The organism is Aeromonas sp. FDAARGOS 1403, from assembly GCF_019047325.1.
GTDB classification, from domain to species: Bacteria; Pseudomonadota; Gammaproteobacteria; order Enterobacterales; family Aeromonadaceae; genus Aeromonas; species Aeromonas dhakensis.
In genome coordinates, this window is sequence record NZ_CP077249.1 from 3,634,660 (window position 1) to 3,654,825 (window position 20,166).

Here is a 20,166-nt window from a genome sequence, read left to right on the forward strand (position 1 = left end):
CCTTCACAACTCGTTATTCCAGGGTAAGTGCGTCTTCCACCAGGGCTTTTTGCTGCTTGGCGTGGACGGACATGTAACCGACGGCCGGCGAGGCCGAGGCCGGGCGACCGGCATAACGCAGACGGGCATGGCTTGGCAGCACGCTGTCGTAGTGATGACGGGTGCAGTACCAGGCGCCCTGGTTCTGCGGCTCTTCCTGACACCAGACGAAGTCGGTGACATGGCTGTAGTCGGCCAGGATGGCGCGCACTTCCTCTTCCGGGAAGGGGTAGAGCTGCTCAATCCGCACCAGGGCCACATCTTGCTGCTCGGCCTTGCGACGGGCATCGAGCAGGTCGTAGTAGACCTTGCCGGAGCAGAACACCACGCGCTTGACGCCCTTCGGATCCAGCGCATCGATCTCGCCGATGGCGTTCTGGAAGGTACCTTCGGCCAGCTCTTCGAGCTTGCTTACCGCCAGCGGGTGGCGCAGCAGGGATTTGGGCGTCATCACGATGAGCGGACGGCGCATCGGACGCACTACCTGACGGCGCAGCATGTGGAACACCTGGGCCGGGTTGGACGGCACGCACACCTGCATGTTGTGCTGGGCGCACATCTGCAGATAACGTTCCAGACGGGCGGAGGAGTGCTCCGGACCCTGCCCCTCGTAACCGTGCGGCAGCAGCATGGTCAGGCCGCACATCCGGCCCCACTTCTGCTCGCCGGAGGAGAGGAACTGGTCGACTACCACCTGGGCGCAGTTGGCGAAGTCGCCGAACTGGGCTTCCCAGATGGTGAGGCCGGCCGGCTCGGCGCTGGCGTAGCCATATTCAAACGCCAGTACCGCGTTCTCGGTCAGCACGGAGTCGTACACCTCGAACGGGCCTTGCTCGTCGTGCAGGTTGCACAGCGGGGTGTAGGTGCTGGCATCGGTCTGGTTGTGCAGCACGGCGTGGCGGTGGAAGAAGGTGCCGCGACCGGAGTCTTCCCCGGTGAAGCGGATGCGGGAACCCTTGTCCACCAGGGTGGCGTAGGCCAGGGTCTCGGCAAAGCCCCAGTCCACCAGCTTCTCGCCAGCGGCCATCAGGCGGCGATCTTCGTAGATCTTCTCGACCTGGCGCTGCAGCACGTGGGTGGCTGGATACTGGCTCACCCGCTCGCCGAGGGCCTTCAGGTGATCCATCGGCACTGTGCTGTCATAGGGCATGGCCCAGTCGTGACCCAGGTAGGGGGTCCAGTCGACGGAGTGCAGCTCCATCGGACGCCACTCCTTGCTCACCCGCTCACCGCGATCCAGGGTGTCGCGATACTCGTTGACCAGAGTAGTGGCCAGCTCCTGGCTGATGACGCCATCGGCCACCAGCTGATCGGCGTAGATCTTGCGCGGGGTCGGATGCTGCTTGATCTTCTGGTACATCAAGGGTTGGGTGGCACTCGGCTCGTCGGCCTCGTTGTGGCCGTGACGACGGTAGCAGACCAGCTCGATCACCACGTCGCGCTTGAAGGTGTTGCGGTAATCCAGGGCAATCTGGGTCACCAGCACCACGGCTTCCGGGTCATCGCCGTTGACGTGCAGCACGGGGGCCTGCACCGCCTTGGCGATGTCGGTGCAATATTCGGTGGAGCGCAGGTCACGGATATAGGAGGTGGTGAAACCCACCTGGTTGTTGATGACGATGCGCACCGTCCCGCCGACGCCATAGGCACGGGTCTGGGACATGTTGAAGGTCTCGGCCACCACGCCCTGACCGGCCATGGCCGAGTCACCGTGAATGGTGATGGGCAGTACGGTCGAGCCGTCCTTGTCACCACGACGATCCATGCGGGCACGCACGGAGCCGATGACCACGGGGTTGACGATCTCGAGATGAGACGGGTTGAAGGCGAGCGCCAGGTGGACGTTGCCGCCCGGGGTGGCGAAGTCGGACGAGAAGCCCATGTGGTACTTCACGTCACCCGTGCCCCAAGATTCGCCGTGCTTGCCGGCAAACTCGTCGAACAGGTCCTGGGCGCGCTTGCCCAGCACGTTGATCAGCACGTTGAGGCGACCGCGGTGGGCCATGCCGATGACAGCCTCTTTGCAGCCCTGCTCGCCGGCGCGACGAATAAGCTCTTTGAGCATGGGTACCATGGCATCGCCCCCTTCCAGGGAGAAACGCTTGGCCCCCGGGAACTTGGCGCCCAGGTATTTTTCCAGCCCTTCGGCGGCGGTCAGGCTCTCGAGGAAGCGGGTCTTCTCTTCGAGGGTATAGGTCCCCTTCCCTTCGATGGATTCGAGCCTGTCTTGCAGCCAGCGCTTCTCCTCGGTGGAGGTGAGGTGCATGTAGTCGGCGCCTATGCTGCCGCAGTAGGTCTTCTTCAGCGAGGCATAGAGATCTGAGAGCACCATGGTCTCGCGACCGATGGCGTAGGAGCCCACGTTGAAGGTGGCCTCCATGTCCGCGCCTTGCAGGTTGTGAAACGCAGGGTCCAGTTCGGCAACGGTTTCACGCGCCCACAGGCCGAGCGGATCCAGATTGGCGTTTTGATGGCCGCGGAAGCGGAAGGCGTTGATCAGCTGCAGTACCCGCACCTGCTTGGCATCCACTTGCGGATCGGAGACGGGGGCACTGTAACGGGAGGGCTCCTTGGCCAGGCGACGGAAATAATCGCGGACCCGGGAATGGGGTTGTTCTATCGCATGGCCATTGACCTGAGGCAGCGAGCTAAACAGGCTGCGCCACTCTTCGGCTACGGATTCGGGGTCTTCCAGGAAGGATTCGTACAAATCCTCGATATAGCTTGCATTCGCACCAGCCAGGTGAGATGACTCCAACCAGGCCTTCATCACGCCGTTATGCATTTCTATCCCTTGTACATCTTGTTCACTGCAGCGCAGCTTGTAGGGGTCAAATAGCCATCCAGGCTGGATGGCTATCCAGAGGTCGGGCCTGGCGCGTGACGCCCTGGCCCTGATATCAAACAGCCCGGTTGAGCAGCATCGACTTGATGTGGCCGATGGCCTTGGTCGGGTTCAATCCCTTGGGACAGACGTTCACGCAGTTCATGATGCCGTGGCAACGGAACACACTGAAGGCGTCATCCAGATTCCCCAGTCGCTCGGTCGCGGCGGTGTCGCGGCTGTCCGCCAGCCAGCGGTAGGCGGCGAGCAGCCCGGCCGGGCCGATGAACTTGTCCGGGTTCCACCAGAAGGAGGGGCAAGAGGTGGAGCAGCAGGCACAGAGTATGCACTCGTACAGGCCATCCAGCTTGGCGCGCTCTTCGGGGGATTGCAGGTGCTCACGCACGGGCGGCAATTTTTCGTCGTTGATGAGGAAGGGTTTGACCTTCTCCCACTGGGTGTAGAACTGGGTCATGTCGATCACCAGATCGCGGATCACCGGCAGGCCTGGCAAGGGGCGGATAACGACGTTATTGCCCTTCTTCAGCAGATCGGAGAGCGGGGTGATGCAGGCAAGACCGTTCTTGCCATTCATGTTGAGACCGTCTGATCCACAGACCCCTTCGCGGCAGGAGCGGCGGAAGGCGAGCGTGGGATCCAGCTCTTTCAACTGGATCAGTGCGTCGAGCACCATCATGTCGGAACCTTCAGGAATATCAAGACGATATTCCTTCATATGGGGGACGTTATCAACATCCGGATTGTATCTGTAGACAGAGAATGTGACGTTCATTGTGCTTGGCTCCGCAATCAGTAAGTCCGGACCTTGGGCGGGAACGCCTCACGGGTCTTGGGTGACATGTTGACAGCGCGACGGGTCATGGACTCGGTGTCCGGATGATAGAGGCTGTGGCACAGCCAGCTCTCATCGTCACGCTCCGGGAAATCGAAGCGGCTGTGGGCGCCCCGGCTCTCGGTACGGAAGTTGGCGGCCACCGCGGTGGCATAGGCGGTCTCCATCAGGTTGTCCAGCTCCAGGCACTCGATGCGCTGGGTGTTGAACTCCCTGGAGGTGTCGTCCAGCCGGGCGTTCTTGAGGCGCTCGCGGATGAGTTTCAGCTCGGCCAGCCCTTCCGCCATGGCATCCCCTTCGCGGAACACGGAGAAGTTGTTCTGCATGCAGCGCTGCAGATCCTTGCGGATCTGAGCCGGGTCTTCACCGTTACGGTTGCTTTCCCAGCGGTTGAGGCGCTCGAGCGCCTTGGCGATGTCGGCGTCGGTGGCTTCCACGCCGTGATCCATCGAGCCCAGAGTCTCCACCAGGTGCATGCCGGCGGCACGACCGAACACCACCAGATCCAGCAGGGAGTTGCCGCCCAGACGGTTGGCGCCGTGCACGGAGACGCAGGCTATCTCGCCCACCGCGAACAGACCGACCACCGGCACGTCGTTGCCATCCTTGTCCTGAGTCAGGCACTGGCCGTTCACGCTGGTCGGCACGCCGCCCATCATGTAGTGGCAGGTCGGGATGATGGGGATGGGTTCCTTGACCGGATCCACGTGGGCGAAGGTGCGAGAGAGCTCGCAGATGCCCGGCAGACGGGATTCCAGTACCTCTTTGCCGAGGTGATCCAGCTTGAGCTTGATGTGCGGGCCCCAAGGACCGTCGCAGCCGCGGCCTTCGCGGATCTCGATCATGATGGAACGGGCCACCACGTCGCGACCAGCCAGATCCTTGGCGTTCGGCGCATAACGCTCCATGAAGCGCTCGCCGTCTTTGTTCAGCAGGTAGCCACCTTCACCGCGGCAACCTTCGGTCACCAGTACCCCTGCCCCGGCGATGCCGGTGGGGTGGAACTGCCAGAACTCCATGTCCTGCACGCCGACCCCGGCACGCAGCGCCATGCCGACACCGTCACCGGTGTTGATGTGGGCGTTGGTGGTGGACTGGTAGATGCGACCGGCGCCGCCAGTGGCGAGTACGGTGGCCTTGGCCTTGAAGTAGACGACTTCACCGCTCTCCATGTCGATGGCGGTACAGCCGACGATGTGGCCGTCCTGGTTCTTCACCAGATCCAGCGCATACCACTCGGAGAAGACGGTGGTCTTATTCTTGACGTTTTGTTGGTACAGGGTGTGCAGCAGGGCGTGGCCGGTACGGTCGGCAGCCGCCGCGGTACGGGCAGCCTGCTCACCACCGAAGTTCTTGGACTGACCGCCAAACGGACGCTGGTAGACGCGGCCGTTGTCGAAGCGGGAGAAGGGCAGACCCATGTTCTCCAGCTCATAGACGGCCTCGGGGCCTGTCTTGCACATATACTCGATGGCTTCCTGATCACCGATGTAATCGGAGCCTTTCACGGTGTCATACATGTGCCACTGCCAGTTGTCGTCGTGGGCGTTGCCCAGCGCAACCGTGATGCCGCCTTGGGCGGAAACCGTGTGGGAACGAGTCGGGAAAACCTTGGAAAGCAGTGCGCAGCTCTTGCCGGATTGGGCAATCTGCAGCGCGGCGCGCATGCCGGCACCGCCGGCGCCGATCACGACCGCATCAAATTCACGAGTTGGAATAGTCACCTTACACACCCCACAGCACGACGAAACCCGTCATCAGATAGACAAACAGCACCACCACCAGTGCAAACTGCAGCGCACCGCGCAGCCCGACCGGCTTGATATAGTCGGTCAGCACCTGCCACAGACCGATCCAGGCATGGATCAGCACACACAGCAGCGCCAACAGGGTGAACACCTTGGTGAAGGTTTTCGCGAAGAAACCGGTCCACACCTCGTAGGTGATGTCATTGCACGCAACGAAACCCACCAGATAGAGGACATAACAGGTCATGATGAGGGCGGTGGCGCGGATCAGGATGTAATCGTGAACACCGCTGCGCCCGAATGTTGCAGAATTGGTTACCATACCAGAACCCCCGCCAATACCGCCAAAATCGCAGTGATCACGAAGGCCACACGGGCACTTTGATTACCGGATTCCAGCTCTTCCCAATAGCCCATGTCCATGACCAGGTGACGCAGCCCGCCCACAATGTGGTAAGCCAGCGCGGTCAGGATCCCCCACAGCACGAATTTGACCAGGAAGTTGTCCATGATGGACACCACGGTCTCAAATCCTTCGGGAGAGGCGAGTGAAGTACCAAGCATCCACAGCAAGATTGAGAGCGCCACAAAGGTGATGACCCCTGAGACACGATGCAAGATGGAAGCGATGGCGGTGACAGGAAAGCTGATCGTCTGTAGGTCGAGGTTTACAGGTCTCTGTTTATTTTTCACGGCTTTGCCCACTCAGCTCCATTGAGCACGTTAGTTATTGTTTTTTCACGCTTATGAGGGCATGGAGTGGCATTTGTTAGGTTTTTGTTACCAAAACAACTCGGGAAAGCCAAAAACGACATTTTCAATATCACATCTGGCTTTGCGAAAGCGTTTCAAACACCGACAGCCATCACCCACGAGGCGCAGTATATCGGCGGGCTTAACCAATGACAATCAATTAGCTACAAAGAAAACCCAAAACCGTAAACCAGATCTCACAACTGATTTAACAAAACATTAATGATCATCCAGCAAAATTGACAACAGACCTGAACTCTGTTTCAAATAAGGCGCTCCAGCCGCCCTGGTACGGGTCAGAACCTTTGCCAGCGTCATCAAACTCGTAATAAAGTAGAGCTGGAATCAAATTATAAAAGAGCAAAGGAGACGTGCTATGGCTGATAAGATAGCCACCCTACATCTGCCCGGCAAAGACCCGGTAGAACTCCCGATCCTGTCAGGAACTGTCGGACCCGACGTGATCGATGTCAGAAAGCTGGGCGCGCAAGGGTACTTCACCTTCGACCCCGGTTTCATGGCCACCGGTTCTTGCAAATCATCCATTACCTACATAGATGGCGATCAGGGTGTCTTGCTGCACCGTGGTTACCCCATCGCCCAGTTGGCCACCCAGGCCAGCTACCTCGAAGTCTGCTATATCCTGCTGTACGGCGAGGCGCCCACCAAGGCGCAATACACGGAATTCGAACGTCTGGTCACCCGCCACACCATGGTGCATGAGCAGATCGCCTTCTTCTTCCGCGGCTTCCGCCGCGACGCTCACCCCATGGCCGTCATGTGCGGCGTGGTCAGCGCGCTTTCCGCCTTCTATCACGACGCCCTCGACATCAACAACGAAGAGCACCGCGAGATCTGCGCCTTCCGTCTGCTCTCCAAGATGCCGACCCTGGCCGCCATGTGCTACAAGTACTCCATCGGTCAGCCATTCATGCAGCCGCGCAACGCCCTCTCCTATGCCGGCAACTTCCTGCACATGATGTTTGGCGTGCCGACCGAAGAGTACAAGGTCAACCCCATCGTCGAACGCGCCATGGACCGCATCTTCACCCTGCATGCGGACCACGAGCAGAACGCCTCCACCTCCACCGTGCGTCTGGCGGGCTCATCCGGTGCCAACCCGTTTGCCTGTATCGCCGCGGGGATCGCCTCCCTGTGGGGACCAGCCCACGGCGGTGCCAACGAAGCCTGCCTCAAGATGCTCGAGGAGATCGGCTCAGTGGATCGCATCCCCGAGTACATCGCCAAGGCCAAGGACAAGAACGATCCGTTCCGTCTGATGGGCTTTGGTCACCGGGTCTACAAGAACCACGACCCCCGTGCCACCGTGATGCGCGAAACCTGTCACGAAGTACTGACCGAGCTGCAGATCAAGGATCCGCTGCTGGACGTGGCCATGGAGCTGGAGCGCATCGCGCTGTCCGACCCCTACTTCATCGAGAAGAAGCTCTACCCGAACGTGGACTTCTACTCCGGCATCATCATGAAGGCCATCGGCATCCCCATGTCCATGTTCACCGTGATCTTCGCCATCTCCCGTACCATCGGCTGGATTGCCCACTGGAACGAAATGCACTCGGATCCGGATCAGAAGATTGGCCGTCCGCGCCAGCTCTACACCGGTCAGCCGCAGCGCGAGTTCACCCCGCTCGACCAGCGTTGAGTCGCAGGTTTCAGATATTTTGTTACAAAGGCGGTCATTGACCGCCTTTTCATTTGCCGCTCTAATGCCCCCCTTTTAGCCAAGGAGTCCATCATGAGACCATTATTCATCAGCGCCGGCGCCGCCCTGCTGCTCAGCGCCTGCCAGAGCGCCCCTGCCCCGACCGCCGGCGAGACCCTCTACGTCAACAGTCAGCTGGTGCACTGCGTCGGTGTCGGCCCCATGCAGTGCATGCAGGTGCGCAGCGACGAGCAGCAGCCCTGGACCCTGTTTTATCAGCAGATCGAAGGCTTCCAGTTTGAGCCCGGCTACCGCTACCAGCTGAGCGTCAGCAAGGAGCAGCTCACCGATGTGCCGGCAGATGCCCCTTCCCTGCGCTACCAGCTCATCAAGGTCGTCAGCAAACAGGCGGCGCGCTGATCAAAAAAGGCATCATTTGAAGATGCCTGTTCAGTTGGTGACCCGCTTCTGGTAGGCTGGCTGACGCATTCACTATTTAATCAGCGTTTTCGGGCAGTCATGCCCTGTCACTATGATCAAGATCCGCACGACTCGGGCCAACGACTGGCCCGCCATCATGGCCATTCAGGACGAGTGTTATCACCAGCTGGATCCTGAACCCATCGACGTCATGAGCAACAAGGCCGAACTGGCGCCCGACTGCTGCTGGGTCGCCGAATATCAGGGCCAGGTACTGGGTTACCTGCTCTGCCACCCTTGGCGCGCCCACCAACCACCGCCCCTCTCCGTGTCCATGCAGCGCCTGGCCGGCAACGACGAGTTCTATCTGCATGATCTCGCCGTCTCCAGACAGGCTCGCGGCAAGGGGATCGGCCAGCGTCTACTCGCCACCGCCCTCGCGTTTGCCACCGACGAAGGGTTCGAGCACGCCGGTCTGGTGGCGGTACAGGATGCGCCAGCCTTCTGGCGAAAGCAGGGGTTCAAGCCTGCCAGCACCCAGAAATCCCTGGCCGAATATGGCGAGGGCGCCACCTACATGCGACTGCCGCTGCAGGCGCGGGCTTGACGAACACCCAATAAAAAAGGCGCCTTGCGGCGCCTTTTTTGCAACTCATGACGGGCTCATCAAGCCTTGTACTTGCTGAACACCAGGGAGGCGTTGGTACCGCCAAAGCCGAAGCTGTTGGACATGACGGTGTTGAGCTCGGCCTCTTCGTACTCGCGCACGATGGGCAGACCTTCAGCCTTCTCGTCCAGGGTCTCGATGTTGATGCTGGGGGCGATGAAGCCGTGTTCCATCATCAGCAGGGAGTAGACAGCCTCGTGCACGCCAGCGGCGCCCAGCGCATGGCCGGTCATCGCCTTGGTGGCAGAGATCTTGGGACCGTTGGCACCAAACAGGGTCTGGATAGCTTCCAGCTCTTTGGTATCACCGACCGGGGTGGAGGTGCCGTGGGTGTTGATGTAGTCAACCTTGCCAACACCTTGCATCGCCATCTTCATGCAGCGCACCGCACCTTCACCGCTCGGGGCGACCATGTCGTAGCCGTCGGAAGTGGCGCCGTAGCCGGTCAGCTCGGCATAGATGTGGGCACCACGAGCCAGCGCGTGCTCCAGCTCTTCGATCACCAGAATGCCGCCGCCACCTGAGATGACGAAACCATCGCGGTTCGCATCATAGGTACGGGACGCCTTTTCCGGCGTGTCGTTGTATTTGGTAGACAGCGCGCCCATGGCGTCAAACTGGATGGTAGAGGACCAGTCCAGCTCTTCACCGCCACCAGCGAAGACCACATCCTGTTTGCCAAGCTGGATCAGCTCCATGGCGTGACCGATGCAGTGAGCGGAGGTCGCGCAGGCGGAGCTGATGGAGTAGTTCACGCCCTTGATCTGGAATGGTGTAGCCAGGCAGGCAGAGGTGGTGGAAGACATGGTGCGCGGCACCATGTAGGGACCCACACGCTTGACCCCTTTCTCGCGAGCGATGTCCACAGACTCGGAGGTGTTCTTGCCGGAAGCACCACCCGAACCGACCACCAGGCCGGTACGCTCGTTGGAGACCTGGTCTTCCGCCAGGCCGGCATCTTCAATGGCCTGCTGCATGGAGAGGTAGGCGTAGGCCGCGGCGTCACCCATGAAACGCATGACTTTACGGTCGATCAGTTCAGACGGATCGAGTTTGATGTTACCCCAGACACGGCTGCGCAGGTTGTGCTGCTCGAACTGCTCGGAATAGGTGATGCCAGATTTGCCTGCTTTCAGGGAGGCCAGCACTTCTTCCTTGTTGTTGCCGATACTGGAGATGACGCCGATACCGGTGATCACTGCTCTTCTCATTAATTCATCTCGTCTGGAAAAACTGGCACCGAGTCTACCCGCTTTCGGCTGCCAAACTGGTCTGCTTTCACGTAGAATGCCCGCGATTTTGTGACGCGAGCCGAGGAAAACGTGAGTCAAACATCCTTACATCATGCCCGATTGGACTGGAATGAAGCGGGAACTCCAGTCTCCAGTGAGTTCGGGGATGTGTACTTTTCCAATGATAACGGTCTAAGTGAAACCCGCTACGTCTTTTTGCAGCAAAATCGGCTGCCAGCGCGATTTTCGCACCACGATAGTGACATTTTCGTGATAGGTGAGACAGGTTTCGGCACAGGTCTTAACTTTCTGGCGACAATGGCCGCCTTTCTGGAACAGGCGCCCCAAACCGGCAACGGTTCCCGGCTGCACTTCATCAGTTTCGAAAAGTACCCGCTCACCCAGGTCGATCTGCACAAGGCGCTGGCGGCCTGGCCCGAGCTTGCCCACCTGAGCCAGGATCTGATTGCCCAGTGGCCGCTACCGGTCTGCGGCTGCCATCGCCTCATCTTTGCCGGCGGCCGCATCCGGCTCGATCTCTGGCTTGGCGACATCAAGGAGATGCTGCCCCAGGTGCCCCACCCGGCAACGGGGCTGGTGGATGCCTGGTATCTGGATGGCTTCTCGCCGGCCAAAAACCCCGAGATGTGGACCCAGGATCTGTTCGACGGGCTCGCCCGTCTCGCCCGCCCCCAGGCGACCATCGCCACCTTTACCTGCGCCGGCTTCGTGCGCCGCGGCCTGATTGCCGCCGGCTTTGTCATGCAGAAAGTGAAGGGCCACGGCAGCAAGCGGGAGATGCTGGCGGGCGAGCGCGCAGACAAGCTGCCGCAGCAGACCATAGCCCCCTGCTATGCCCGTCCGGCCGGGCGGAAGGAAGAAGTGCTGATCATTGGCGGTGGCATCGCTTCGGCCATGACGGCGCTCTCGCTGGTGGAGCGGGGCCGCAAGGTCACCCTCTTGTGCCAGGATGACGAGCCGGCCGGCGGCGCCTCCGGCAATCGCCAGGGAGCGCTCTATCCGCTGCTCAACGGTGAGCACGATGCCCTGTCGCGCTTCTATTCGCTGGCCTTCGGCTTTGCCAGAAGCCGACTGCTGGCCCTGGCCGAGCGCCACCCCATCGCCTTTTCCCTGTGTGGCGTCACCCAGCTCGGTTATGACGACAAGTCCGCCGCCAAGCTGACCAAGATGGCGCAAGGCCCCTTCCCGCCCGAACTGATGCAGGTGCTTTCCGAGCCAGAGGTCGAGCAGGTGGTCGGCCTGCCTTGCGGCCACGGCGGCGTCAGCTATCCGCTGGGGGGCTGGCTCTGTCCGGCCGATCTCACCCGCGCCGCCATCAAGGAGGCGCAGGCCGGCGGACTGCTTGAGGTACTCTTCAATACACAGATCACGACCGTGACCGAACAGGCGGATGGCTGGCAAGTCGAAAGCTGTGACGGTCGCCGCTGGCAGAGCCCCACCCTGGTGGTGGCCGCCGGACACCAGTTGCCGGCGCTCATCCCCTTTGCCGAGTTGCCGCTCTATCCGGTGCGCGGCCAGGTGAGTCATGTGCCCACCTCCGCCAGCCTGAGCCGGCTCAATACCGTGCTCTGTTATGACGGCTACCTCACCCCAGCCAACGAAGGCCAACACTGCATCGGCGCCAGCTATGGCCGCAACCAGACCGAGCTCGCGTTTCGCGCCGAGGAGCAGGCCCAGAACCAGGCGCGCCTGCAGGCCTGCCTGCCGCAGCAGCGCTGGCCTGCCGAGGTGGACGTGAGCGGCAACCAGGCCCGGGTCGGCGTGCGCAGTGCCAGCCGGGATCATCTGCCGGTGGCGGGGCCGGTCGCCAGATTGGCGGCGCTGGCGGATCACAATCTGAAGGCGCCCGTTGATCAGCAGAGTCCATTGCCCCTCTACCCCGGCCTCTATGTGCTGGGGGCGCTCGGCTCACGGGGTCTGTGCTCGGCCCCCCTTTGCGGCGAGCTGCTCGCCAGCGAGATCTGCGGCGATCCGCTGCCGCTGGCCGCCGATCTGCTGGAGGCGCTCCATCCGGCCCGCTACTGGGTACGCAAGCTGCTCAAGGGCAAGCCGTTGCAGTAAGCCTCAGATGCTCAGCTCAAGTGCCCGGCAAGGCGCAACAACAAAACGGGCTCCCCAAGGGAGCCCGTTTTTCATGGATGGTATGTGGCGTCAGATGCCCTTAGGCCAGTTGAGCCCCAGCTTGCGGCCATGGTCGGTCTGCTGCTGCAACTGGGCAAAACGCTCGCGCAAGCTGGCCAGCCCCCCCTGCCCGCGTTGCCAGGCCTGATACTGCAGGGCGGCGCAGTCACGCTCCACCGGCAGCTGGGCCAGCTGGATGCCAAGCTGGCTCACGCTCTCCAGCAAGATGTCCTTGTGGCGGCTCTCGTAATCGAACATGGCGGCCACCAGCTTGTCCCACTTCTGGCGCTCGGCGGCGGAGGCCTTGGCCTTGTCCATCCAGTTCGGCACCATCACCTTGATGCGGGTGGTGACCTTGACCTGCTCCAGCTCGCAGCGCTGCGCCCCGGGGCTGGTCTGCAACTGCCAGGAGAGTTGGTAACTGGCCATGCCGATGTGGCCATTGGCTCGGGCTGTGCCCGCATTGGTCATCTGGCGGGCCAGGCTCGCCACATCCGGCCCGGAAACCCGATAAAACTGGAAGTCTACCTTGATGTCAGGCACCGCCTTGATGCCGGTGTAATGGGAACTCTCGGCCCCTGCGGTGGCGGCGAACAACATCAGTGCCACCATGAAAAGTTTGCTGACCATTCCCATCTCTGCTGCCTTGACCTCGTTGCTGGCGGGGTTGTTATTTTAATTAATAATCAACGCATTAATATTCAAAGCAGGAGATTAACCGCGATCCCCGCGACTGTCACCTACTCCCGTCACAAAGCCTAAGTGTCAGCTTGACAAGTCGCAACCCCGCGCCCGTATTGATTTGCAAGCGAGATCACAAGTGATGCGCTACATCATGGTGGGTTACCCCTTATTGGATAATAATCGCCGAGTTTTATGTCGATGCATTTCGGGATTGGCCAGATTAACCTCCAAGTTGACGCCAATAATGCATCCACTCCCATTCGTACTCAGGAACTCACTCTATGATGGAACTCCTTATTGGTACCCTGGTCACCCTTGCCGTGGGCCGCTACATCTTCAAGGGCTACTCGGCCACCGGGGTGCTGCTCAGCGGCGGCCTGCTGCTGCTGGCGATCACCGCCCTGATGGGCAAGGCGGTACTGCCCGCCAGCGTCGCCTCCACCGGCCACGTGGCCACCGACGTGTTCGAATACGTGCGCTTCCTGCTGGTGGACCGGGGCGGTGGCCTTGGCATGCTGATCATGGTGCTGTGCGGCTTCGCCGGCTACATGAGCCACATAGGGGCCAACACCATTTTGGTGAAGCTCGCCAGCAAACCCCTCGGCGTCATCAAGTCCCCCTACATCCTGCTGGTGGCCGCCTACCTGGTGGCCTGCGCCATGTCGCTGGCGGTGAGCTCCGCCACCGGCCTCGGCGTGCTCTTGATGGCCACCCTGTTCCCGCTGATGGTCAACATGGGGATCTCCCGCGGCGCCGCGGCGGCGGTGTGCGCCTCGCCGGCCGCCATCATCCTGGCCCCCACCTCGGGGGACGTGGTGATGGCAGCCCAGGCCGCCAACATGGAGCTCATCGAGTTTGCCTTCAAGCTGACCCTGCCCATCTCGCTGGTGGCCATCGCCGCCATGGCGGTGACCCACTTCTTCTGGCAACGCTATCTGGATCAGAAGGCCGGCGAGCACAATGCCGCCGTCGCCCCGAGCGATCTCATCACCGACGCGCCCGGCTTCTACGCCATCCTGCCCTTCACCCCCATCATCGGGGTGCTGCTGTTTGACGGCAAACTGGGGCCCAAGCTCGACATCGTCACCATCATCGTCATCTGCCTGGTGCTGGCCGCCCTGCTGGAGCTGGTACGCAAGCGCAACGGCAAAGAGCTGCTGGACGGGTTGCAGGTGTGCTGGCGCAGCATGGCTGACGCCTTCGCCGGCGTGGTGATGCTGTTGGTGGGGGCCGGGGTGTTTGCCCAGGGCCTGATGGGGCTCGGCTTCATCGCCAACCTCCTGGATCTTGCCCAGAGCTTTGGTACCGGCGGCATCGTCATCATGCTGGTGCTGGTGGTCATCACCACCCTGGCCGCCTTTACCACGGGCTCCGGCAACGCCCCCTTCTACGCCTTCGTGGAGCTTATTCCCCATCTGGCTACCAGCCTCGGCGTCAACCCGGCCTATCTGGTGATCCCCATGCTGCAGGCCTCCAACCTCGGCCGCACCATTTCGCCGGTCTCCGGGGTGGTGGTCGCCTGTGCGGGGATGGGCAACCTCTCTCCGTTCGAGGTGGTCAAGCGTACCTCGCTGCCGGTGGCCGTCGGCCTGCTGGTGGTGATCCTCGCCACCCAGATCATGGTGCCCGCCTGACGTGGTCGAGGCTCCCTGAGCGGATGCCCCGCCTCTCCCCGCTCTACCAGCCCGGCCTGCCGCCGGGCTGGTATCTCCCCCCGCCATTGGAGTAGACTCGGTGCTCTTTTTTCTCTAAGGAGGACCGAGATGAGTATTACGGTTCAACTTGCCCATTTCAGTGACTGCCACTCCCATTTCGATGGCGCCCCCATGCGCTTCGCCCCCGCAGGCGAGTCCGAATGGCGCACCCAGTGCGGCGGCTATGCCCGTATCCTGACCCGGCTCAACGCCCTGCGCCGGCAGGCAGACGAGGCGGGCCAGCCCTGTCTGTTTCTGCACGGTGGCGACACCTTCCAGGGCTCGCTCTATTTCAACCGCTTCAAGGGGCGGGCCAACGCCGATCTGCTGAGCCTGCTGCGACCGGACGCCATGGTGATCGGCAATCACGAGTTCGATCTGGGCAACGGTCCTCTGGTGGAGTTCCTGCGCCAGCTTGATTTTCCGGTGCTGGCTGCCAACCTCGACAGCAGCCAGGAGCCGGCCGATACCCCACTCCCCCTGCGCGGCCTGTCCAATCTGCACGATGTCAGCCGCCCCTGGCAGCGGCGCCTGCTCGGCGGCGTGCCCTTTGCCCTGCTTGGCATCACCTTGCCGCAGATGGCCGCCATCGCCAACCCGGATGCCCACACCCGCTTCCACGGCATCGAGCAGACCCTGAAGGCCGCACTGGCAGAGATCAAGGCCGCCGGCATTCAGCACATCATCCTGCTCAGCCACCTGGGGCTAGAGCAGGACAAACGGCTGGCCGAGCGTTTCCCCGAGCTCAGCCTCATCATCGGCGGCCACACCCACAGCCTGCTGGGGGAGCTGGCGCCGCTCGGGCTCGACAGCGAAGGCAGCTACCCGCTGATGGTGAACGGGGTGGCCGTCCTGCACGCCGCCCACAGCGCCCTCTGCCTCGGGGTATGCGAGCTGGCCTTTGACGAGCGCGGCCGGGTAGCGCGCAGCCGCGGCCAGCTGGAGTGGCTACCCTGGCAGCCCTGGCCGTTTGCCGGCAATCCGCCGGCCGGGCTCACCTTCTGCGACCCCGACCCCGAACTGGAACAGCATCTGGCCAGGCGCTATCGGCCCGAGCTGGAGACCATGACCCAGCGCATCGTGACCCGCCTTGACGAGCCGCTGCACCACCAGCGGCTGCCTGATGCCAACCTGCCGGCCGGCAGCCAGGTCGCCCCCCTGGTGGCGAGCGCCATGCTGGCCAGCGCCCGCGAGCAGGTCGGTCAGGTGGACTTTGCCCTGCACAACGCCGGCGGGGTGCGCTGCTCCCTCGAACCCGGGCCGCTCAGCGAAGCGGACATCGCCGGCCGCCTGCTGCCCTTCGCCATCCCGCTCACTCTCTATCGGGTGCACGGTCATGAATTGGCCGAAGCGCTGGAGGGGGCCATCGACAACGCCACCAACAACGGCGTGACGGGCAATGGCAGCGGCAGCTTCCCCTACACCGCCGGAGTGCGCTTCTGTTATCAGGCGGATCAGCCCAAGGGGCGCCGGATCACCCGGCTGGAGTGGGAGCGTGCGCCTGATGAGTGGCAAGCGGTCGAAGCCGACGCCGTCTATCGGGGGGTCTCCAGCGCCTACACCGCCTCCGGCAAGGAGGGCTACACAGCACTGGCCCGCACCCTGACCCAGCACAATCAGGAGCTCGGCATCACCCTGGCGGATGCCTTCATCCGCTGGGCCCGCTATCTGCCGGCGCTCACCGCCATGCCGGCGCGGGTGGAATATCAGGGGCCGACCGCCGGCTGATCCCCCGCCAGCCGGGGCGAAAGCCGGACTCGGCTTCGCCCTTTGTCCCCATACGCCATAAAACGTGCCGCTTTCTTGTCGTAAAGCGGCACTTTTGCAAATTATTTCAAGCACATTCCCCTCGCCCATTGCATCGTGTGGTCAGGCTCGGCAAGATAGGCCCGCTTTCGAGACTTCCCAGCAGGAACAGGTCACCCATGAATCATGCCATCCGTTTTACTCCTCCTCGCGTCAATCCGGGCCTGCGGCCGCTGGTGATCCTGCTCACCGGTTTGCTGGCTTTGCTGTTCTGCCTGCGCAACCCGCTGTTCCACGGCATGGCGCCGGGCTTCGACGCCTCGCTGTTTGCCGTGATGGGCAAGATGTGGAGCGAGGGGGGCGTGCTCTATCGGGACATGATCGACATCAAGGGCCCCATGATCTTCGCCCTCGACGCCTTCGGCTACGGCCTCGGCGGCTTCTTCGGGATCTGGCTGCTGGAGTGGGCGCTCTGCTGGCTGGGACTGATGGCCAGCTGGCAGGCCTTCGGTCAGCTCGGCCTCTCATTGCGGGCCCGACTCGGCAGCATGCTGGCGGTGCTGGCGCTCTATGGCACCCGCTACTACTACGGCAACATGACCGAGGACTGGACCTTCCATCTGGCCCTCATCGCCCAGTGGGCCTTCATCACCATGTTGCTGGACAAGCGCTGCAGCTGGGGACCGGCGCTGGTGGCCGCGCTTACCTTTGCCATCGTCGCCTGGATGCGCACCAACAACGGCGCCTTCTGGGGTGCCTGGTATCTGGTGCTGTTCTGCCACTGGTGCCTGCGCGAGCAGTGGCGCTGCGCCCTCTCCCTGCTCTGCTCCAGCCTGCTGGGGCTGGCGCTCGTCGGCGGTCCGCTGCTGGCCTACTTCCAGCACCACAACCTGCTGGCCGAATTTAAATACTACGCCTTCGACATCTTCTTCGAGGGGAGCTACGGCAACGGCTTCTCGCCGGATGTGGGCAGCGTCGGCCTGCTGCGTACCGGCCTCATCATGCTGCTGCCCGCCTTCATCGTGCTGATGATGAGCCGGCGTCAGGAGTGGTACCTGCCGGTGCTGTGCGCCACCCTGTTTGGGGTCATCTTCACCCTGATCGCCAACTCAGTCTCCGGCCACGTGTTCGATCACTACGACGTGCTCTATCTGCAGCTGGCCCTGCTGCCGCTGGCCTGCCTGCTGGATCGCAGCGAACAGCAAGCCGATGCCCTCGGTCTGCTCTGCATCTCGCTGGTGGTGCTGACCGCCAGCTGGCTGCTGGCCCAGCAGCTCGGCTACGGCTGGAGCACCAAGGAGTGGTCACTGGAACGGGTACGTGAAGTGCTCGGCAACAGCCTGCTGTGGGCCCTGCCGGTGCTCATTCTGGTGCCCCTGTGGCGCGCCTGGGACGTGCGCAGTGCCACCCCCTGGCTCGCCTCGCTCGCCATGCTGGCCCTGATGCTCAACAACGCCTGGGAAGGCAGCCAGAAAGGTAGGCCCTTCAACCCGCCGGCCCAGGTACGGGTCGACCGGATCCTGGCCGAGACCACCCCCGCCGACAAGATCTGGGTGGATGGCATCCAGCCCCAATATTACCTCTGGACCGATCGCCAGCCGGCCTCCGCCTACCTCTTCTTCGCCAACGTCAACCCGCCCTACGACGTGCGTGAGCGGGTGCTGGCCGACCTCAAACGCCAGAGCCCCAAGTTCATCATTGCCAAGCCGGATCGGGTGGCCGATGAGCTCAAAAAGCCCAGCTCCCCCTCCAGCCTCGCCTTCTATCAATACCTGGTGAGCCAGTATGAAGAGGTGGAGCCGGGTCTCTATCGCAGACGCTGAGCCCCCTTGAGCGAACAGGGCCGTCATCCCGCGATGACGGCCTTTTCATTGCGGTGAGGCAGGCTCGGCCCGAAACGGTAGGCAAGCGGCGACGCGCTGACTACAATGGCGCTCTTTTGATGTATTGAGTAATGCAGACATGGCGGAACTGACCTATCTCGGTGGCTACCCCGAGCCCCTCAAGGCCCAGGTGCAACAGCTGATCGCGGCGGGCAAGCTCGGGGAGGTGCTGGCCAGGCGCTATCCTGAGACCCACCTCATCCAGAGCGACAAGGCGCTGCTCGCCTACACCATGGAGCTGAAAAACCGCTACCTGAAAAGCTCGGCGCCGCTTTCCAAGGTGATCTTCGACGGCAAGATCAACGTGATCAAGGATGCCCTCGGTCTGCACACCTATGTGAGCCGGGTGCAAGGCAGCAAGCTCAAGGCCAAGAACGAGATCCGCATCGCCGCCCTGTTCAAGGAGGCCCACCCGGCCTTCCTGAAGATGATCGTGGTGCATGAGCTGGCCCACCTGAAAGAGAAGGATCACAACAAGAGCTTCTATCAGCTCTGTCAGCATATGGAGCCGGACTATCATCAACTGGAGTTTGATCTGAGGCTCTGGCTCACCTGGCGTGATCTCGAGCGTGCCGCACGCTGACCCATCGCAGGTTTCAAGGAGGAGACATGACCCCGTTGCGCCGACCACTTGCCCGCTGGTTGATGGCGTCACTCTTGCTGAGCCCTTCCCTCTCGGCAGCTGAACGCTGGCAGAGCGATGCCTATCTCACCGCAAGCTTCTTTGAGATCGCCATGAAGCGGGAGTATGGCCACGAACAGAACGTGCGCTTCTCCCGCTGGGAGCAGCCCATCCGGCTCAAGCTGGTCAACGAGTTTGGCGACAAGGCGCTGCAAAGCGAGGTGGTCAGGGTGCAGAGCCAGCATCTGGCCGGCATCATAGGCCGCCCCATTACGCTGGTAGACGAGCGGCCCAACATCACCCTGATCATGACCGAGCGCGCCAAGATGGCGAGCTGGGCCAAGCGCACCATGGGGCAGGATACCTCCGTCAAGACGGCGCTCAAGGAGGGGCTCTGCATGGCCAACTTCACCACCAATACCCGCCGCGAGATGGCCCGCGCCACCATCATCATTCCGGTGGATTACAGCCGGGCCAAGGGGCGCTTCCTCGACTGCGTGGTGGAGGAGCTCACCCAGGTGATGGGGCTGCCCAACGATTCGGACAAGGTGTTTCCCTCCATCTTCAACGACAACAGCATCGACAGCTTTCCGACCGGGCTCGACTACGTGCTGCTCAAGCTCGCCTACCACCCGGCCCTGCAGGCCGGCATGACGGCCAGCGAAGTGCGCGCCGCTCTGCCCATCGCCCTCAAGGCACTGCGGGCCAGCGGTGACATTGCCCAGGCCGATCAGCGGGTGCAGGTCAACAGCCTCAAACGCTGGGGCGGGCTCTAACACTTGCTGCCTGTTCTGGGCTTTAAGGATTGAGGATTAAGGGCTGAGGGCAGAGAGCACGACAAGCACTGGCTCCCATCCCGCGAAAACAAAAAACGCAGCCGAGGCTGCGTTTTTCTGTCTATCCAATTTTCATATGCTCGACGCCCGCCCCGCCTGGCTCAGGAGGCTGCACTCTCCGGCATCCAGCTGTCGGCGTTCTCCCACACCTCCTGCACCATGGCTTCTGCCAGCTCCTTCTCCTCCTTGCTGGCCCGGCTGACGGTCAACGCCATGGCACTGCCGGGGGCGACGCGAACATGCAGGTCGGGGAATTTCTCGCCCAGCTGCTTGAGCAGCTCCTGGCGCAGCGCCTCCATGGTCGAGGTGGGCACCTGATGTTTCTTGTCGATGATGATTTCCAGACGCATAGGATACTTC

At 62.1% G+C, this 20,166-nt stretch carries 17 protein-coding genes; 9 read left to right on the plus strand and 8 right to left on the minus strand.

Features of this window, described 5'->3' with window-relative positions:
- Window positions 1-13: 13 nt before the first annotated feature.
- The 5 genes from sucA to sdhC form a co-directional block, all read right to left on the minus strand.
- Complete coding sequence (gene sucA / locus I6L33_RS16830; RefSeq protein WP_005300215.1) at window positions 14-2,824, minus strand: 2-oxoglutarate dehydrogenase E1 component; 2,811 nt, start codon at window positions 2,822-2,824, stop codon at window positions 14-16.
- A 115-nt stretch (window positions 2,825-2,939) separates the two neighbouring features.
- Window positions 2,940-3,656, minus strand: a complete 717-nt coding sequence (locus tag I6L33_RS16835) for a succinate dehydrogenase iron-sulfur subunit (protein WP_010634177.1) — start codon at window positions 3,654-3,656, stop codon at window positions 2,940-2,942.
- Between the two features lie 17 nt (window positions 3,657-3,673).
- Window positions 3,674-5,440, minus strand: coding sequence for a succinate dehydrogenase flavoprotein subunit (sdhA, locus tag I6L33_RS16840; RefSeq protein WP_123246018.1), 1,767 nt, complete (start codon window positions 5,438-5,440; stop codon window positions 3,674-3,676).
- Between the two features lies 1 nt (window position 5,441).
- Entirely contained in the window at window positions 5,442-5,786 is a 345-nt protein-coding gene (gene sdhD / locus I6L33_RS16845) for a succinate dehydrogenase, hydrophobic membrane anchor protein (protein WP_005300209.1), read from the minus strand.
- Entirely contained in the window at window positions 5,780-6,169 is a 390-nt protein-coding gene (gene sdhC / locus I6L33_RS16850) for a succinate dehydrogenase cytochrome b556 subunit (RefSeq protein WP_005300207.1), read from the minus strand. The genes sdhD and sdhC overlap by 7 nt, the downstream gene beginning before the upstream one ends.
- Window positions 6,170-6,593: 424 nt before the next feature.
- Here sdhC and I6L33_RS16855 point away from each other — a divergent pair, with 424 nt between their 5' ends.
- The 3 genes from I6L33_RS16855 (at window position 6,594) to I6L33_RS16865 (ending at window position 8,907) form a co-directional block, all read left to right on the plus strand.
- Window positions 6,594-7,880 (plus strand): citrate synthase, encoded by a 1,287-nt coding sequence (locus tag I6L33_RS16855; RefSeq protein ID WP_005300205.1) that lies wholly within the window; start codon window positions 6,594-6,596, stop codon window positions 7,878-7,880.
- A 93-nt stretch (window positions 7,881-7,973) separates the two neighbouring features.
- The gene (locus I6L33_RS16860; RefSeq protein WP_005300200.1) at window positions 7,974-8,300 is read left to right on the plus strand and encodes a DUF4377 domain-containing protein; all 327 of its coding nucleotides are present in this window, start codon (window positions 7,974-7,976) and stop codon (window positions 8,298-8,300) included.
- A 112-nt stretch (window positions 8,301-8,412) separates the two neighbouring features.
- Entirely contained in the window at window positions 8,413-8,907 is a 495-nt protein-coding gene (locus I6L33_RS16865; RefSeq protein ID WP_005300196.1) for a GNAT family N-acetyltransferase, read from the plus strand.
- Window positions 8,908-8,966: 59 nt separating this feature from the next.
- Here I6L33_RS16865 and fabB read toward each other — a convergent pair whose 3' ends face one another.
- Entirely contained in the window at window positions 8,967-10,178 is a 1,212-nt protein-coding gene (fabB, locus tag I6L33_RS16870; protein ID WP_054545032.1) for a beta-ketoacyl-ACP synthase I, read from the minus strand.
- Window positions 10,179-10,268: 90 nt separating this feature from the next.
- On the opposite strand from fabB, the gene mnmC reads away from it, so the two are divergent.
- Window positions 10,269-12,281, plus strand: coding sequence for a bifunctional tRNA (5-methylaminomethyl-2-thiouridine)(34)-methyltransferase MnmD/FAD-dependent 5-carboxymethylaminomethyl-2-thiouridine(34) oxidoreductase MnmC (mnmC, locus tag I6L33_RS16875; RefSeq protein WP_216972978.1), 2,013 nt, complete (start codon window positions 10,269-10,271; stop codon window positions 12,279-12,281).
- A gap of 90 nt (window positions 12,282-12,371) precedes the next feature.
- On the opposite strand, the gene I6L33_RS16880 is transcribed toward mnmC, so the two are convergent.
- The gene (locus I6L33_RS16880; protein WP_201891639.1) at window positions 12,372-12,971 is read right to left on the minus strand and encodes a DUF922 domain-containing Zn-dependent protease; all 600 of its coding nucleotides are present in this window, start codon (window positions 12,969-12,971) and stop codon (window positions 12,372-12,374) included.
- A gap of 335 nt (window positions 12,972-13,306) precedes the next feature.
- Between I6L33_RS16880 and dcuC the strand changes: the two genes are divergently transcribed.
- From dcuC to I6L33_RS16905, 5 genes are all read left to right on the plus strand, one after another.
- A complete protein-coding gene (gene dcuC, locus I6L33_RS16885) occupies window positions 13,307-14,659 on the plus strand; it encodes an anaerobic C4-dicarboxylate transporter DcuC (RefSeq protein WP_216972979.1) in 1,353 nt (450 codons plus the stop codon).
- A 129-nt stretch (window positions 14,660-14,788) separates the two neighbouring features.
- Complete coding sequence (locus I6L33_RS16890; protein ID WP_216972980.1) at window positions 14,789-16,447, plus strand: bifunctional UDP-sugar hydrolase/5'-nucleotidase; 1,659 nt, start codon at window positions 14,789-14,791, stop codon at window positions 16,445-16,447.
- A 197-nt stretch (window positions 16,448-16,644) separates the two neighbouring features.
- Window positions 16,645-18,288 carry a hypothetical protein gene (locus I6L33_RS16895; RefSeq protein WP_162518904.1) on the plus strand — a complete coding sequence of 548 codons (1,644 nt, stop codon included), beginning with the start codon at window positions 16,645-16,647 and terminating at the stop codon, window positions 18,286-18,288.
- Window positions 18,289-18,427: 139 nt separating this feature from the next.
- Window positions 18,428-18,931: a M48 family metallopeptidase gene (locus tag I6L33_RS16900; RefSeq protein ID WP_005300181.1), complete on the plus strand. Its 504-nt coding sequence runs from the start codon at window positions 18,428-18,430 to the stop codon at window positions 18,929-18,931.
- A 26-nt stretch (window positions 18,932-18,957) separates the two neighbouring features.
- Entirely contained in the window at window positions 18,958-19,746 is a 789-nt protein-coding gene (locus I6L33_RS16905; protein WP_216972981.1) for a DUF2927 domain-containing protein, read from the plus strand.
- A 161-nt stretch (window positions 19,747-19,907) separates the two neighbouring features.
- On the opposite strand, the gene I6L33_RS16910 is transcribed toward I6L33_RS16905, so the two are convergent.
- Window positions 19,908-20,156, minus strand: a complete 249-nt coding sequence (locus I6L33_RS16910) for a DinI family protein (RefSeq protein ID WP_005300177.1) — start codon at window positions 20,154-20,156, stop codon at window positions 19,908-19,910.
- Between the last annotated feature and the right edge of the window lie 10 nt (window positions 20,157-20,166).

Bases quoted from the DNA above. Each gene is read 5' to 3' on its own strand.
- sucA (WP_005300215.1), bottom strand. From the start codon at position 2,824: ATGCATAACGGCGTGATGAAGGCCTGGTTGGAGTCATCTCACCTGGCT.
- I6L33_RS16835 (WP_010634177.1), bottom strand. From the start codon at position 3,656: ATGAACGTCACATTCTCTGTCTACAGATACAATCCGGATGTTGATAAC.
- sdhD (WP_005300209.1), bottom strand. From the start codon at position 5,786: ATGGTAACCAATTCTGCAACATTCGGGCGCAGCGGTGTTCACGATTAC.
- I6L33_RS16855 (WP_005300205.1), top strand. From the start codon at position 6,594: ATGGCTGATAAGATAGCCACCCTACATCTGCCCGGCAAAGACCCGGTA.
- I6L33_RS16860 (WP_005300200.1), top strand. From the start codon at position 7,974: ATGAGACCATTATTCATCAGCGCCGGCGCCGCCCTGCTGCTCAGCGCC.
- I6L33_RS16865 (WP_005300196.1), top strand. From the start codon at position 8,413: ATGATCAAGATCCGCACGACTCGGGCCAACGACTGGCCCGCCATCATG.
- fabB (WP_054545032.1), bottom strand. From the start codon at position 10,178: ATGAGAAGAGCAGTGATCACCGGTATCGGCGTCATCTCCAGTATCGGC.
- I6L33_RS16880 (WP_201891639.1), bottom strand. From the start codon at position 12,971: ATGGTCAGCAAACTTTTCATGGTGGCACTGATGTTGTTCGCCGCCACC.
- dcuC (WP_216972979.1), top strand. From the start codon at position 13,307: ATGATGGAACTCCTTATTGGTACCCTGGTCACCCTTGCCGTGGGCCGC.
- I6L33_RS16890 (WP_216972980.1), top strand. From the start codon at position 14,789: ATGAGTATTACGGTTCAACTTGCCCATTTCAGTGACTGCCACTCCCAT.
- I6L33_RS16895 (WP_162518904.1), top strand. From the start codon at position 16,645: ATGAATCATGCCATCCGTTTTACTCCTCCTCGCGTCAATCCGGGCCTG.
- I6L33_RS16900 (WP_005300181.1), top strand. From the start codon at position 18,428: ATGGCGGAACTGACCTATCTCGGTGGCTACCCCGAGCCCCTCAAGGCC.
- I6L33_RS16905 (WP_216972981.1), top strand. From the start codon at position 18,958: ATGACCCCGTTGCGCCGACCACTTGCCCGCTGGTTGATGGCGTCACTC.
- I6L33_RS16910 (WP_005300177.1), bottom strand. From the start codon at position 20,156: ATGCGTCTGGAAATCATCATCGACAAGAAACATCAGGTGCCCACCTCG.